Origin of the sequence: Bacillus sp. Au-Bac7 (assembly GCF_021341655.1) — a bacterium.
Taxonomy (GTDB): Bacteria; Bacillota; Bacilli; order Bacillales; family Cytobacillaceae; genus Niallia.
The window spans coordinates 383,864-399,768 of record NZ_JAJTTG010000001.1 but is presented as its reverse complement, the minus strand read 5'-3'; the positions used below and the strand labels follow the sequence as shown (position 1 = coordinate 399,768).

The window sequence follows — 15,905 nt, the reverse complement described above, 5'->3', positions numbered from 1 at the left end:
TAACGGTTAACTTTCAGCAATCTCAGACAGATAGCTCCACCGTTCTATTAAAAATTCCAATTTCTCATTTAATTCTTCTTGTTCTTTAAGCAGAGCGTTGGCTTTTTCAAAGTCACTTCCTGTGTTTTCCATCTCTGTTTCAATCGCTTCAAGGCGGCTTTCGCAGTTTTCTATATCACTGTCGATTGTCGCCCATTCTCGTTGTTCATTATAGCTTAGTTTAACCTTCTTCTGTTTCGGCTGTTCTTGCTGCTTCGGCTTTTCCTTCACCGCTTTTTCTGCCTGCTCTTTTTGTTTTTCGGATTGGAGATATTCGGTGTAATTGCCGTAGTAGCTCTCTATATTACCTCCGCCTCTGAGCACTAACAGCTCTTGCGCTACTTTATCTAGGAAATAGCGGTCATGGGATACTGTAATAACAACACCTTTGAACTCATCTAAATAATCCTCCAACACCATCAGTGTTTGTGTATCAAGATCATTCGTCGGCTCGTCTAAAAGCAGGACGTTCGGCTCGCCCATTAGTATTTTCAGCAAGTATAATCTTCGTCTTTCCCCGCCAGACAGCTTGCCGATAATGGTTCCATGCGTATGGGGCGGAAACAAGAATCTTTCGAGCATTTGTGCAGCAGAGATCGTTTTCCCGTCTGTTGTCTCAATGATTTCAGCCGTCTCCTTTAAATACTCAATCATGCGCTTTGATTGGTCCATTTCTTCGTTTTCCTGCGTATAGTAAGCAATTTTCACTGTTTGTCCAATAATATAGTCACCATGGTCTAGCGGAATCTTGCCAGCAAGAATGTTAAGCAGCGTTGATTTTCCTGTACCATTATGACCGATAATGCCAATTCTGTCTCCAGGCTTTACAAGGAGATTAAAGTCCTTCAGAATCGTTTTGTTTTCAAAGGATTTGGAAGCAGACACAAGCTCAAAAACCTGTTTACCTAGCCTGCTGCCTTTTAAGGAAATATCAAGCTTGCCTTTATCCTGAACGGATGCAAGTTTGTCATCTAATTCTTCAAAGCGCTGAATTCTTGCTTTTTGTTTAGTTGAACGGGCTTTAGCACCTCTGCGAATCCATTCCAGCTCTCGTCTGAACAAATTCTTTTGTTTATCAATAGTTGCTGCCTCGTTTTCTTCTCTGATTGCCTTTGCTTGCAGAAACTCTGCATAATTGCCTTTATAGCTGTATAAATTGCCTCCCTCTAGCTCAAACATCCGGTTGGTAACCTTGTCTAAGAAGTAACGGTCATGTGTGACAAGCAGCAGGGCACCATTAAATTTACCTAAATAGTCTTCCAGCCATTTAACCGCATCAAAGTCAAGATGGTTTGTAGGCTCATCCAAAATGAGCAAATCCGGCTCTTGAATAAGGACTTGCGCAAGAGAAACACGCTTTTTCTGGCCGCCTGACAGCTCACCAATCTTTTTGTCATAAAAGCTGACGCCAAGCTTTGTTAATACAGTCTTCGTATTCGTATGAACATCCCAGCCGTTTTGGGCATCCATTCTTTTTTGGATCTCGAACAGCTCGCCGTGCAGCTTATTATTTTCCGGGTCCTTTTCTAACTTGAGCAATATTTCCTCATAATTCCGGACCACTTTCCATACTGGTGCATCACCTGTATACACATAATCTAAAACAGTCATTTCGGGATGGATTTCCGGACTTTGGGAGGAGTATGCGATTCGGTAATCTTTCGGGGCGATAATCTCGCCTTCATCAGGCAAATCGATACCTGCCACTATCTTCAGCAGCGATGACTTGCCTGTGCCATTAATACCAATCAGTCCAACTCTTTCTTTTTCACTTATAGAAAAGGAAATGGAATGAAATAATTCTTTTTCCCCGTAAGTTTTTGTTAAATTTTCAATTGAAATACTCTTCATAACTACCATTCCATTCTTTATAGAATTCTTTTAAGTAATTTTCCATCAATTGATGCCTTTTTGCTGCAATCGTTCTGGCTGTATTCGTATGAAGCAAGTCCTTTAATTTCAGGAGTTTTTCATAGAAATGCTGGATGGTGCTAGACTGGCCGCTCCGATATTCCTCTTCTGTCATGTTTTCTCTAGCACCGACAGAAGGATCGTATATGACATGTCCCTTTTTTCCGCCATATGCAAAGGTTCTAGCGATACCGATTGCGCCAATCGCATCCAGTCTGTCCGCATCTTGAACAATTTTCGCTTCAATCGACTCTGGCTCCGCGTTGTTTCCGCCGCTGTATGAAACCGTTGCAATTGCCCTTACTATATGATTTCGATCATTCTGTTCAAGCGGGAGACTTTCTAAAAACTGCTCAAGCAGCCGAGTACCTTCCTCTTTAGATTCGTTCAGTTTTGCATCTGCCACATCATGTAAAATAGCGGCAAGCTCTATAATAAATGGATTTCCGCTTGATTCTTTTTCACAGATGAAAAGCGCAGTATTTCGCACTCTGTCAATATGATGCCAATCATGGCCTGTCACATCATCTTTTAATTTATCTTTCACAAAATTCTCTGTTAATTGAATGATATCCATTATTTGAATGAACTCCTATCTATATCCTACCGAAATATTGTAACACGAATGAAAAAAATCAACTACAAAACCGTTTTAAGCACCGATACTCTTTTCCTATCTCGTTTAAAGTTTGCAAAAGAGGAAAAAGATAACTAAACAATAGAAAGCGGAAGATAAAAAGATGTCTAACTCAATGCCAAAAGAAGCAGGAATAGATCACAGCTTAGACGTGCTATAGGAAGGCTATCAATTTGTATCAAACAGATGTCAAGCTTATCAGTCTGATATATTTGAAACACATCTTTTAGGGGAACGGGCCATTTGTATGAGAGGGAGTGATGCGGCAGAGCTTTTTTACGACAACAGTAAATTCAGCATTATAAATGGCAGCAAGAAAGAATATGTAAAGAAAGGAATCTACCATTTAAACAATATTAATAGTTACCATTCCCGTTTAAAGAAATGGATACGTCGGTTTAATTTGAGTTTCTACAAAGTATTTACTATTATATTTAGTATGGTTTCAGTTCCTTGACAATAGGAATACAGAGAGTGAATTAAGTAAGAAAAAACAAATGCTTATCCTAGCAAGTGTTAACGGAACTTGGGAAACAGCAGAAACTTTACGACTTAGAGATACGGCATTTTAGGAAGAGAAAAAAACTTGGTAACTGCATTTCCAAGTTCTAAGTAGGTATAGGGAGCATAGACTCCTAACTTTATTTGATTATTGTTTCAGCTGGTGTAACTCCTTCATATTGTTTATACAATGTAACGATTTTCGTGATATACCAAGTTCTTTTGCTTGTAACCGGATTTTTCTCTAAAGTAATTAACTTATGTCCTGTTCCAAAGCTCTTGTAAGAACTTTTTAAATCATAAGCAATGCTATATATTACATTTTCATCGTTAATTTTTTCAACCTTCTAAACTATTCTATTCTTATACTTTAGTCATACGAACGTGATTATATGAGCATATGTGTATACTTTAACATAGCCAATCTAAATAACAATTTCTTCTTAGTATTTTTTTAATAACAATATTCGAAAAAGAGCATTAATCGTAATTGGGTTAATGCTCTCGTTAATAGAGGCATAAGTTATTTATTTTCTTTTGTAAGTCCTAAGTATTCGCCGGTTTTAGGATTAAATAAAACCTCTGCATTTAGACCATTTATTTTTCCATCTACACCAAGAAAAATGTAATTTTCATCTCGCATTAATCTAAAATGATATCCGTGTGAGAAAGGGGCATCTTTTGGGCTTGGTTGCAAATGATATTTTTCAACGGCAATTTTAATAATTTGACTACTATCAATATTAATTTCTAAATGTGGAATAGTTAGTTCATCGGAATTGCCAATTATTCTGTGACTTTTATGTTTGCCTTTTTCAATAACAAATACCATCTGGCGTTTAACTGATGGTAAAGCAAACACGCCTTGCCAATTTCCTTTTTTTCCATTATAGCCACTTAAAGTTTCATCATCAACACTGTTCATAAATAAAAGAATTGCTTCTTTATCGAATTTTTTCCCTAGTTCTAATCCTAAATTATACGCTTCTTTAAGAGTTAATTCTTTCTCTGGTAAATCTACTTCATAATTCCCATAGTCTATTGTTTCTTTAGCAAAACAGGAGATAGAACCCATGAGTATTAAGATAAAAAAACAAGCTAAAATAGTTTTCATTTTATACACCTGCTACCTATTGTGTAGGTAGTAGTTTTTCCATTTTCCAAATTAATAATGCTTATAGGACTATCTTTTTAAGATAGTCCCTAATGTTTTTTTAAAAATCAACCATAAAGAAACTTCTTGATTTTTGGAAAAACCTTCAAGGCTGTGTTATAAAACACATCTTCATGATACTCACTCGGAATAAGGTTTTGAATAAATTCAATATATGGTTGGAATGGAGCTAACGGCCAATCTGTCCCGAACAAAAGCTTATCATAGGAGTTGGCATATACGAGCGCATGCCTTAAATGCTGTAAAAATATTCCTTCTTGCGCCTTCTCTAACTCCGCTCTTGCCCCAACAACCAGCCCGGAAAGGTCAGCATAAACATTTCGGTTTTTATATAAAATCTCTGCACCAGTCAATGTCCATGGATCGCCAAAATGGGCCATCATAAAACGAATATTGCGATATTTCACCGCAACTTCATCAATTGCAAGCGGATGGGAATATTTCAACAACCCTCTTTCGGAGTATGTATCTCCAGTATGAAACACAACTGGCAAGTTATACTTTTCCGCTAGTTCATACACAGGATTGTATACTTTATCATAGGCATAGAACGGATAATAGCCTAAATAAATCTTTATGCCGACTACATGATCCTTGTAGATTTCCCGTTCCAGTTCTCTGATAGAAAAAGAATCTAGCTTGTATGGATTAACTCCGGCACAATAGACGATATTAGGCGGCAGTATATCTCCAAGATCAAGCCCCATCGGTGTTTGGGCCTTATAGTCGGGAAAGCCCATATGCGGCGTTTCTGTCACTCCCATGCCAATTGCTAAGACAATATTCGCATCTTTCATTTCTGATTGAACTCCGTCCGTGCTGTAATCAACTTTAGACAATGATTTTGCTGTTTCTTTAAATGATTCGATATTAGACAAATGGATGTGAGCATCAATAATTTTCATTGGTTCTCCTTTTCTATCACTCTATAATTTAGTAAACCGAAGGGATTTAAGTATGTCTAACTGTGATGATTTGACATTCATCTTATCAAAATAAAGGAAGCTCGGCAGTGTAAATACTCTGTTCTGATTGTCTCTTTCACAATTTGTCATGGAAACAAGCTGAATGATTTCATTATTTGTGTAATATTGTGTACTGATTCTGTTTCTGTCTGTGAGTAAATGCAGCTTATCCTCTGTACCTTGTAGTTTAACATGAAAGTCTTCCTTTAAAGTAATATCCTGCTCCATAGCTCCTGAAGTATAGACTCGGTTATGCAATTTATGATCAGCTAGCTGCAAAGTACAATTGTTATGCAAAAAGAGATTTGTATGCCATTGCTCCTTCTCCATTTTTCTGCCTGCCGTTTTATGCACAGACACAAACACAGCAAGAAGAGGCAATCCTGGCATTGTGACAAAGTATTGAGAAAATGAAAGCCCTCTCCATTGTGAGTGCTGGTTAATATCTGTATCCATTCTGATACCAGACCATTTGTTTGCGAAATTATCCCACACATCGACAAACGCAAGCTTAGTCGATTCTTTCATCATAGAATAATCATTCAAATCAGGCGGACCTGCCTTCATCCCGCCGGCCCAAGGGTTCCACCAGCTTTTTGCAATCAGCTCTGGAAATGCCTGATCAAGCCATTCTGTTTCGTTTACTTGTAAGGAAAAGATACCTGGATAATAATCGGCTGCAGCGGAAATTTCCAGGATGCCGTTATGAAGACGATATGTTTCAAATCCTTTTTCGTTTATGATGTTTTTTGTTATCCTTCCTTGCGGATAAAACAGGATGTTATCAAAATAAGATTCTCTTATTTCCGTCTTCATTACTGTCGTCATTTTATTGACTGCCTGCCACGCAGCTGCTTCAAACGGTAAATGGAGCGGAGTATTGACTTTTAGATCTTGCAGATGGGCAGAAGCATTATTAATAATCAAATCCATATCAAATTTAAGCGCATTGTTGCGGTAACTGGCAAACTGATAGGATAAAGATGTATTTGCTTCAAGCATCGGGTTGCCGCCATTCCAGATTAACTCGAGACCTTTATGGATTTCCTTCTTAGAAGCTTGAATACCTGCCGCTGCTGATTCTACTTCTCTCCAATTCCTATAAGCGCCGATAGACATATACAGAGGCGGGAAGGAATAGACATTACCTTGCCTGCTTTTTTGTGACTCGAGATGCATTTTCCACCCTTCCATCCTTATTTTACTGCCTTGCGTCCAATATACACCGACAGGGCTCGACTGATCTTGAGAGAAATACCAGTTGCTGCTCATGTCTTTTGACGCAATGTCTCGCGGCTCCACCATATCGGCTTCCTTGAATACAACAACCTCCCCTTTTAAAGGTAAGTATACCTCTGCCCAATCATGATAAAAGGTCTCCTGCAGATGGATATCTAAAGAAGTCTGTTTGTTTTCAAGGAGAACCCATCTTTTCACAAGTCCTTCTGCAAATAGCTGGATGTTAAGCTTTATACTATTGTCTGGATGTTCAGTAGATTGATAATGAAGAGTGAGAATAATAGATGTCTTTTCGTAGGAGGTTTCGACTTTTTCTGGCTTCTTTTTTGACAGCTCATTGGAGTAGGGCTTGCCAAGCATCGGGGCAAACATGGCGAACGGTAAGTTCCCTGTCTGATTGGTGCCTGCTGTCATTACATTATCTGCCTTTCTGACATTCACTTGATAAATCCCATTAAAAACATGATAGTAATCTTTTGTTTCACCGAAAAATCTCTCACCAATTCCCTTTAATGCCAGTGCAATTGGTTTATTTACCGTAAGCTCACCACCTTGCCATTTCACTTGAACAAGGATGTCTTCATTCGTAAAGCCTAAAGCTAATATAGAAGCAGGTATTGATACGAACCGCTTTTCTTTGCCTTTTAGCAAAAGGCTGAATGTGGAATTTTTAAAAGACAAATATTCACTTTCAGGAAGCATAATGGTTGCCTGTACAGATTCAGTAAGATTATTTTCTAATTCCAAATCGAGAGCAATCTCGAAGCCTTCCTGCAATGCATAGTGAATCGGTTTTGCCATGATAGTTACTGGCGTTTTTGGACAGATTCCTAGTTTAAATGTCGTCATAGTGCCACCTGCTGCTATATTGACCGCAATGGTTGGGAATGTTTTGCCCTTTTCTGCCTCAGGTCCCTCGGTTAAAAAGAATGTATCTGTTATCGTCATTTCTTCTTCAACAAAGAGGCGGTGGTTAAAATCACAAATAACTCTTTCATTTGGACAGGATGATAACTCAATTAAAAGAGGAGTGGTGGACTTGTTCTTAATAAAACATGTAACTTCATGTTCTTGTCCTACGAGCAATTCATGATTTTTTAGAGATAATTCAATCGAGAAATCATCTGTTTCTAGTGCACATAAACCTCTGCCCGTTTTTTCAAAGCTTGCTTTAAGTGCGGTCTCTTTATTTACCCATTCATAGTCATAATAAGTAAACCCATCTACATTCCTTCCATCTGGCTTTAATTCCATCGTGCGCAGCATGTCCTTGTACCAGTCAATTTTAGCCATATAAGGAGCGAGCAGCTTGTCATTTAATATGGTTGGAATAAAGTTCATTAAGTGAGTATAGCTGTCTTCATCTTCCCAGAAAAAACCGCAGCGCTTATAAAGGGGGACCGCTTTCGTATTACCTGCCCATGTGTATAAGTCGAGCCGTGGCCATTTTTTATTAATAACTGCTTGTAATGCATGAAGAAGCAGCAGTTTACCGACCTTTTTCCCATGGAAATCGGGTCGAACATTTAACAGCGGGATATATAACGAACCAACATCTTCTTTATACACAGACAGCCCGCAGTATCCTACCACCTCATCGTTATGTACGGCTAAAAAAGTATGCAGATTATCTGTGCTGCGATGCTGATCAATTATTTGTTCTTCTGTTTTTACACTGCCGCCCCAAGCCGCCTTGCTTTTGTTCCACATCTTCGCAACTTCAGCAGCAAACCGATCCTCGTACTCCACAATCTGTATATCAGCAATCGTTTGATGGATTGTCATTTAGCGAATCACCTTTTTCTTCATATTGTATGGATGGAAAACATAATCCTTCCTTTCATTTTATTTAGTAATAACCCTTTCCAATCCTATTTTCTATCGTATTATGCTTGGAAATTATTGTAAATATATTATCATAAAATAACAGAAACTATTAATCAACAAAACTAGACAAACCTCGCTAAAGGAGATTTTTTTAAAATAGCGAACTAGTATTTAAAGTCGAAAAACTTATTTGTTCTTCGTTCATTTATTCTATCAAAACGAAAGGTGATGAAGCATAATGATGGAACAAGAGAGAGTCGCTTCTGCTACGGAGGAAATTTTATTAAGCGTTAAGGAGGCAGCTGTTGCAATTGAAGAAAGTCCTGGTGTTGTGCGCAACTGGCTTAGAGAGCTGAAAGGAGTTATTCCGGCGATTGTCGGCGAACACGGTTACCGCTATTTCGATGATAACGCAATGGAAGTATTGGAAAAGATTAAAAAGCTGCGTAATGAAGATAAATTATCTTTGCGAGAAATTGAAGATGTGCTGACCGACACGGAGCCGCAAGTCTTGCAGCAGCAAGTAGCGAAGCCGTCAGAAGAGATGCTTCAAGAGCTGAAAACAGTAAAAGAACAGCTTGAGCTGCAAATCAACTTCAATTCAGTGCTTGTTCAACAATTGAAAAAGCAACAGGAGCAAATGGATCAGCAGCATGAATTTATTGAGACACAAAAAGAACAGATTGCTGCCCTTACCGCTGCTGCTAATCAGCCTTACGTACACACATATGGTACAAGGAAAAGCAAAGACGAAGAGGATAAAGCGACGAAGGAAGCACCAGTCAGAAGAGGAGCGATATTCCGCTTGTTTTCGTATCGCTAATTTGTCATGTTAGATGATGGCATTTGTATGGACTGTTGTTAAGTCTTTTTCTATACAAATGCCATCATCCTTGATTTCTTTTAGACAGAAAGTAGTGCACCACAAGCACCGCAAAACTGGCCATCCTGCAGAAACAGCTGACTCTTTGGAAATAAATAATCAAAGGAAGAAATGCTTTTTTGCAAAGGCATATTCACTGAAACGGCTCCACCCGCATAGATAATCTGGTCTATTTGATGAATAGTGCCAGCCTGCTGTGACAGTAGAACAATCGTTTCGGCTGTCATTTGAAAAAGAGACGATAATTTATCTTCCTTGCTACCATCCAATGTATTTCCATAGCCAAAATTACTCGCAGTCAAGCTTCCGTTGATACCAATATCCTCTTCATATAAATCCTTCACAAGAACATCGATCTTATTCTTGCTGCCTTTAGAAGCAAGCTCTGTAATTTTTGCAAAATCCTGAACTCCAGTTAATAATTCTGCAAGTCCCATGATTGTTCCCCCGCCAATTCCGCTTCCTAAAACCCGCGAATGACTCTTCTTGCTAACCTTAAACCAGGAAGTACCAGTTCCGACATTAACAAGCAGGAATTCGTCATTAATATGAGGATAATCCCTATCCTTCAGCCATCTTGCTCCAGTACAGACAGCATCAAATTCAGGAAGAATGGAGGCATTAGGAAAAAACGCTTGTTTTAAATAAGCAGCCTTGCTTCCAGTAAGGGCTATATCATTCCATTCAAAAAGCTTCAACCACTTTAGTGCAGTATCTGTTTGAGCATTAGGATATTTTCTAAAATGAATTCGTCCGTTCTGCTCAAATGCAAGCTTAATCATGGAACCGCCAGCATCTATCCCGATTTTAGCCAAACTGCTCCCTCCTTTTGTTATAAAAAAGGAAGAACAGAGTAATCCATTCTTCCCGTTTTCTTCTTATAATAACTTTTCAATATCCTCTTTCATTTCATACGGAGAAGCATTTGGAGAATACCGTTTAACTACTTTACCAGAACGGTCTACTAAAAATTTAGTAAAATTCCATTTAATCGCCTTCAGCCCCATTGCACCAGGCGCCTCATTACTTAAATGCTTGTAAAGAGGATCGGCATTTTTGCCATTCACTTCAACTTTTGCAAACATCGGGAAGGTAACGCCATAATTCAATTCGCAGAATTCAAGAATTTCATCCTCAGCCCCAGGCTCTTGATTCATAAACTGATTACAAGGAAATCCTAACACAGCAAAGCCTTTATCATTGTACTCCTCAAAAATCGATTGAAGCTCTTTGAACTGCGGAGTAAATCCGCACTTGCTCGCAGTATTGACGATAACAAGCACTTTCCCACTATAATCATTCAGTGAAACTTCTTCGCCATTAATTTTTTTGACCTCAAAATCATAAACAGTCATCCTATCATTCCCTTCCTGTCCAAATCAATCAGCACCTTCTGCCTCTGCAAGCCAGCCAATGTTGCGAGCATATAATCAGTCATGCTGACTAAATCATCCATATCGCCTTCTGTAACTAATCTGCTGAAATCAATGGAGATATGATTATTTACTATATTATCAGAACGGAAGGGATCAACACGAATTTCCTGCTTAATAACATGTTCCGCTCCCCATACTCTTTGCAGCAAGTCCTGCAGCATCCAAACTGTTTCTTGATTATTCTTATGTCTGACATGTATCGTCAAACGAATTTTCGCTCCTATTAAATGCATTTTCTCCTCAAGCTCTAAAAGCTCTGCTGCTAAGTTTTTCAGGGAAGCATACATCGACAAAGTAATTTGAGCATTTTGTTGCCCTCTTAAGGCAAACACAAGATGAAACTCCCTGGACATTGTACTGGTATCTAAAATGTCTTTGCGATTTAAGATGTCGATTGTACCTTCAAGATCCCTATCATAAAGCTGTCCTTCTACAACCGTTTTTAAATTATCATAAGCAGTTGGGTCAAACATATATTAATCTCCTTTTTAAAAGAGGCCGATTGCTTTTCCGTCCTCATTCACATCCATTTTTAAAGCAGCTGGCTGCTTCGGCAAGCCTGGCATTGTCATTACATCTCCTGTCAAGGCAACTAGGAAACCTGCTCCGATGCTAGGTTTTAGTTCTCTTACTGTGATTGCAAAGTTACTCGGTCTCCCAAGTAGACTTGGGTCATCTGAAAGAGAGTATTGCGTTTTCGCCATACAAACAGGGAGATTACCCCAGCCGAACGCTTGGAAATCCTTGATTTGCTTTTTTGCTTTTGTGCTGAACTCGACATGGCTCGCACCGTATATTTTCGTGGCAATAGTGTCGATTTTCTCCTCAATAGAAGCATCTAAGCTGTATAAGTGTTTAAATTCATTCTTTTCTTGTTCCATAATTTCTAAAACCTTGCGAGCAAGCTCCAGTCCGCCTTCGGAACCCTTCTCCCAAACTTCTGTTAAAGCAACGGGGATACTCTGACTTGCACACAGCTCTTCTAGCACTTCGATTTCACGCTCTGTATCTGTATAGAAACGGTTAATCGCCACAACAAATGGTAGTCCAAACTGATTAATGTTATCCACATGCTTTTGCAGGTTGGCAAATCCCTTTTTTAAAGCTTCTGTATTTTCCGCTGCCAAATCACTCTTCGCCACACCGCCATGCATTTTCAATGCTCGGATGGTTGCGACAATCACAACGATTTCCGGATTAATTTGTTCATTGCGGGCTTTAATGTTCAAGAATTTTTCGGCACCAAGATCTGCGCCAAAGCCAGCTTCTGTTACAACATAATCAGCAAGCTTGCTTGCGGCAGCTGTGGCAATCACACTGTTGCACCCATGGGCGATATTGGCAAACGGACCACCGTGGATGATAGCAGGTGTATGTTCAATTGTCTGCACAAGATTCGGCTTAATGGCATCTTTTAACAACAGTGTTAGTGCGCCTTCCACACCAAGCTCGCCGACTGTTACAGGTTGTTTGTCCATATTATAGGCAATGACCATTTGGGACAGTCTTTTCTTTAAATCATTTAAATCATGTGCCAGACAAAGCACTGCCATTATTTCTGATGCAACCGTAATATCAAAACCGTCCTCTCTTGGCACACCTTGAAGAGGACCGCCCAACCCGATAACCACTTTTCTTAAAGCACGATCATTTAAGTCAACAGCACGTTTCCAGACAATCCGTCTTTGGTCAATTCTCAGCTCATTTCCTTGGTGAATATGATTGTCTAGTATTGCGGCTAATGCATTGTTGGCTGTTGTAATGGCGTGAAGGTCACCAGTGAAATGAAGATTGATATCCTCCATCGGCAAAACTTGAGCATAGCCACCTCCTGCAGCGCCCCCTTTTATTCCCATCGTTGGCCCAAGGGACGGCTCTCTCATTGCAATAGCTGTTTTTTTATTAAGTTTTTGCAAGGCATCACCTAAGCCTACTGTAACTGTTGATTTCCCTTCTCCTGCAGGTGTCGGGTTAATTGCCGTGACAAGAATGAGTTTGCCTGACTGTTTATCTTTTAATTCCTCCAGCTTATCAAAAGAGATTTTCGCTTTATATTTTCCATACAGTTCTAAGTCATCCTCTGTTAAACCTAACCTCTTCGCAATATCGAGAACAGGATGAATGGTTGCTTGCTGTGCAATTTCTATATCTGTTTTCATTATTTTCCCGCCTTTATAAAATTTAATTTTCATTTCGTATGAATATATTCATCTTAAAAAATCTATGTACAGCATTATTTTGCCAATAATCTTATTTTACAGATGAACGAATAAAATTAAAAGGAAATATCTGAAATGTTCGTTTTTACCTTTGCCAGCATAGAAAAACAGCAAGAACACCCAAGGGGAAATATGCTGAAAAAAACTTATTTTCATACATTTCAGCAATTATATTGCGGCAAACCGAAAGGATATTTATAATAGGCTATATGTTTATACATTATTTAACTAATCTAAGTTTATGAAATAATCGGAATACAACGATAGCTTTGCTTATTGTTCTATTAATTATTCCAGCTTGGAAAATAAGGCATAACAATTGTACAACATGAAGAAAAAAGGAAAAAACAGGAGGCGAACCATTATGCCTATTAAAATTCCTCAGCTGCTGCCAGCAAGGGAAATTCTCGAAGAAGAAAATATCTTTATAATGGATGAAACAAGAGCAAAGGCTCAAGATATTAGACCATTGAATATATTAATTCTTAATCTAATGCCTGAGAAAGAAAAAACAGAAGTACAAATTCTTAGACTTCTAGGTAATACATCGCTGCAAGTCAATATCTCGCTGCTGCGCACAGCATCCTATCACTCTAAGAATACAAGTCCGAACCATTTAGAACAATTCTACACTGATTTCCAAGCCATTAAAGGTAATAAATATGATGGCATGATTATTACGGGAGCACCAGTTGAACTGATGAATTTTGAGGATGTTCAGTATTGGGAAGAGCTGACAGAAATAATGGACTGGACGAAAACAAATGTAACGTCCACATTGCATATTTGCTGGGGCGCCCAAGCTGCTTTATACCATCATTTCGGCATTAAGAAATATGAACTTGATCAAAAATGCTACGGTATCTATTCCCATGAAGTCCTTAGACCGTCTGAAAAGCTGCTGCGCGGATTTGACGACAGCTTCGTTGCACCGCATTCAAGACACACTAATGTCCAAATCCGTGAAATTGATGAACATCCATCACTCCAGCTGCTCGCTGCATCTGATGAAGCCGGTGCATTAATTATCAGCGGAAATAATGGCAAACAGATTATGATAACCGGCCATTTAGAGTATGATTCATCAACACTTGCTGAAGAGTATAAACGGGATAAAGAGAAGGGACTAGATATACATCTGCCGCTTCATTATTTTCCAAACAATGACCCAAACAGAAGACCGCTTAATATATGGCGTTCTCATGCACATTTGCTGTTTTCTAATTGGCTCAATTACTATGTATACCAAGAAACACCGTATGAGTGGAAATGAAAGGCTCGTGTTACATAAAAGAGGATTTGGCTTCCAAACAATTGTTGGAAAGCCAAATCCTCTTTTGTTATGTAAATCAGCCGTTGCTGTCAGAAAAATAAACTTCTTCAAATGGCTGGATTACGACAAATCCTTCACCGCTGAATTTCATTTGGATGGATTCACCGCTTCCTCTTCCGAAAAAGGTTTTTAACGAAACGTCTGTCACAAATTCGGGCTGCAGGTTACCAGACCATGCAACAGTTGCATTCGGGTCTGTGAAAACAGGTTTTGCTGGTGTCACTTTCAATGTGAGAGGTTCATAATGAGAAGTGATGGCAATCATCCCTCTTCCAGACAAATGAATGTTGAAAAGACCTCCGGACAGCATTCCGGCAACTTTTCTCATAAGCTTAATATCCCACTTTACAGTTGGCTCAAATGCAAGAAGATCATTGCCATTAACAAAAATCGATTCACCATTCAGATGAAGAATCGTGATTTTTTTACCTTGATCTGCAAGATATAATTTCCCTTGTCCTTCTGCTTTCATAAGAGAAGCTCCTTCTCCTGTTAAAGCTTTTTTGAACATTTTGCCTAAGCCGTGTTCGAGAATGCCTTCTCTTGTAAATTTAATGTTTCCCATGTAGGAAACCATGCTGCCAGCTTTTGCCCAAACCATTTCCTCTAAATTCACTTCCAGCATCCGCTGTGTTTCCAGTTCAAACAGTCCTTCACCTTTATCCTGCTGTTCGGTTTTTTCTACAAAGTCCTCCAAGGAATATCTGCTCATAAGTTTAATCCCTCTCTTTTCATCTATTAGGCTTACTTTTTACTAATACGATTACATTTGGTAAAAGTTTCATGATTATTTTTTCTGTTTTCGCACATACTAATCGATGATTTTGATTTTTAGAGAAAGGATGGATAAAAAACGTGGAAACAATCGTTGCTGTCGAAAGAAATTACTTAGGTGAGATTATAAGCTTTAAAACATCAAATGAACGGATTATTTCTTACAGAAAAGCACTGCTTGAAGCAGAAGAAGGCTTGCTCGATGGTATAAGGCTTTGTGAGGCAAGCTATGAAGAGGGACAAGCGCTTATTATTGAGGATACCTTTGCGGAATACCCGCTGATTTAATCGTTATTATGTAAGAGGGGCTAGACATAGAGACACACCTTATTGACAAAGGGGGTTTTCAATAAAAAATGTCTCTCGCCTTAATTAATCCAGTTCCTCGTTTTTTCGCTGGATAATTTTAAGCTCCTCTATTCTTTTATTATCTTCCTGAAAATATTGGACTAAATCTCCAACACGATCTATTGCGTCCCAGCTTAAATGATGTTCAATGCCTTCCACATCTTCATAAATATTTTCTTCTTTTACGCCGATGATACGTAGAAGGTCTTCTAGCAGCTCATGCCGATAAACTAGCCTTTGTCCGATTTTTTTGCCTTTCGGGGTTAGTATCAGCCCTCTATATTTTTCGTATACAAGATATTCATCCTTATCTAGCTTTTGAACCATCTTTGTAACAGAGGAGGGATGCACGGACAAGGCTTCTGCAATGTCGGAAACTCTTGCATATCCTTTGTCTTCTATTAATTTATAAATTTGTTCGATATAGTCTTCCATGCTGGGTGTTGGCATATATGACCCTCCTAATTTTGCATATACTCTCAAACACTTGCCATGTTTGGCAAAACTAGAGCAGTTTCACAACTGCTCTTGTCCTTCGCTTTGGCTTATTGCCAAACACGCAAGAACGAAAATATCCTTTATGCATTTTACTATATAAGAATTAAGGAAACAAGCACTT

General features: G+C 38.8%; 14 protein-coding genes and 1 pseudogene. 4 read left to right on the top strand and 11 right to left on the bottom strand.

All coding sequences use genetic code 11. The features are described from left to right. Positions 1-6 precede the first annotated feature (6 nt). The gene (locus LXM54_RS02110) at positions 7-1,890 is read right to left on the bottom strand and encodes an ABC-F family ATP-binding cassette domain-containing protein (protein ID WP_233313444.1); all 1,884 of its coding nucleotides are present in this window, start codon (positions 1,888-1,890) and stop codon (positions 7-9) included. Beyond that, the gene (locus LXM54_RS02105) at positions 1,871-2,527 is read right to left on the bottom strand and encodes an HD domain-containing protein (protein WP_233313443.1); all 657 of its coding nucleotides are present in this window, start codon (positions 2,525-2,527) and stop codon (positions 1,871-1,873) included. Before LXM54_RS02105 ends, LXM54_RS02110 begins: the two co-directional genes overlap by 20 nt. A 358-nt stretch (positions 2,528-2,885) precedes the next feature. On the opposite strand from LXM54_RS02105, the pseudogene LXM54_RS02100 reads away from it, so the two are divergent. After that, positions 2,886-3,159: pseudogene (locus LXM54_RS02100) on the top strand (IS1595-like element ISSpps1 family transposase); the annotation flags it as partial. A 452-nt stretch (positions 3,160-3,611) separates the two neighbouring features. Here LXM54_RS02100 and LXM54_RS02095 read toward each other — a convergent pair. The 3 genes from LXM54_RS02095 to LXM54_RS02085 form a co-directional block, all read right to left on the bottom strand. Next, complete coding sequence (locus LXM54_RS02095; protein WP_233313441.1) at positions 3,612-4,202, bottom strand: hypothetical protein; 591 nt, start codon at positions 4,200-4,202, stop codon at positions 3,612-3,614. Between the two features lie 107 nt (positions 4,203-4,309). Next, positions 4,310-5,167 carry an amidohydrolase family protein gene (locus tag LXM54_RS02090; protein WP_233313439.1) on the bottom strand — a complete coding sequence of 286 codons (858 nt, stop codon included), beginning with the start codon at positions 5,165-5,167 and terminating at the stop codon, positions 4,310-4,312. Positions 5,168-5,188: 21 nt separating this feature from the next. Next, entirely contained in the window at positions 5,189-8,251 is a 3,063-nt protein-coding gene (locus tag LXM54_RS02085) for a GNAT family N-acetyltransferase (RefSeq protein ID WP_233313438.1), read from the bottom strand. A 280-nt stretch (positions 8,252-8,531) separates the two neighbouring features. Here LXM54_RS02085 and LXM54_RS02080 point away from each other — a divergent pair, with 280 nt between their 5' ends. Beyond that, positions 8,532-9,116, top strand: coding sequence for a MerR family transcriptional regulator (locus LXM54_RS02080; protein ID WP_233313436.1), 585 nt, complete (start codon positions 8,532-8,534; stop codon positions 9,114-9,116). Positions 9,117-9,196: 80 nt separating this feature from the next. Here the strand turns inward: LXM54_RS02080 and LXM54_RS02075 are convergent, their stop codons facing one another. The 4 genes from LXM54_RS02075 to LXM54_RS02060 form a co-directional block, all read right to left on the bottom strand. Beyond that, positions 9,197-9,991 (bottom strand): type II pantothenate kinase, encoded by a 795-nt coding sequence (locus tag LXM54_RS02075; protein ID WP_233313435.1) that lies wholly within the window; start codon positions 9,989-9,991, stop codon positions 9,197-9,199. A gap of 63 nt (positions 9,992-10,054) precedes the next feature. Beyond that, a complete protein-coding gene (locus LXM54_RS02070; protein WP_233313433.1) occupies positions 10,055-10,531 on the bottom strand; it encodes a glutathione peroxidase in 477 nt (158 codons plus the stop codon). Further along, complete coding sequence (locus tag LXM54_RS02065; protein ID WP_233313432.1) at positions 10,528-11,085, bottom strand: hypothetical protein; 558 nt, start codon at positions 11,083-11,085, stop codon at positions 10,528-10,530. The genes LXM54_RS02070 and LXM54_RS02065 overlap by 4 nt, the downstream gene beginning before the upstream one ends. Before the next feature lie 15 nt (positions 11,086-11,100). Then, entirely contained in the window at positions 11,101-12,771 is a 1,671-nt protein-coding gene (locus LXM54_RS02060) for a formate--tetrahydrofolate ligase (RefSeq protein WP_233313430.1), read from the bottom strand. Between the two features lie 424 nt (positions 12,772-13,195). Here LXM54_RS02060 and metA point away from each other — a divergent pair, with 424 nt between their 5' ends. Continuing rightward, positions 13,196-14,104 (top strand): homoserine O-acetyltransferase MetA, encoded by a 909-nt coding sequence (gene metA, locus LXM54_RS02055; protein ID WP_233313429.1) that lies wholly within the window; start codon positions 13,196-13,198, stop codon positions 14,102-14,104. 76 nt (positions 14,105-14,180) lie between these two features. On the opposite strand, the gene LXM54_RS02050 is transcribed toward metA, so the two are convergent. After that, positions 14,181-14,876, bottom strand: a complete 696-nt coding sequence (locus tag LXM54_RS02050) for an AIM24 family protein (protein WP_233313428.1) — start codon at positions 14,874-14,876, stop codon at positions 14,181-14,183. A 143-nt stretch (positions 14,877-15,019) separates the two neighbouring features. Here LXM54_RS02050 and LXM54_RS02045 point away from each other — a divergent pair, with 143 nt between their 5' ends. Further along, entirely contained in the window at positions 15,020-15,226 is a 207-nt protein-coding gene (locus LXM54_RS02045) for a hypothetical protein (RefSeq protein WP_233313427.1), read from the top strand. Between the two features lie 84 nt (positions 15,227-15,310). On the opposite strand, the gene mntR is transcribed toward LXM54_RS02045, so the two are convergent. Then, positions 15,311-15,736, bottom strand: coding sequence for a transcriptional regulator MntR (gene mntR, locus LXM54_RS02040; RefSeq protein WP_233313426.1), 426 nt, complete (start codon positions 15,734-15,736; stop codon positions 15,311-15,313). Positions 15,737-15,905: the final 169 nt, after the last annotated feature.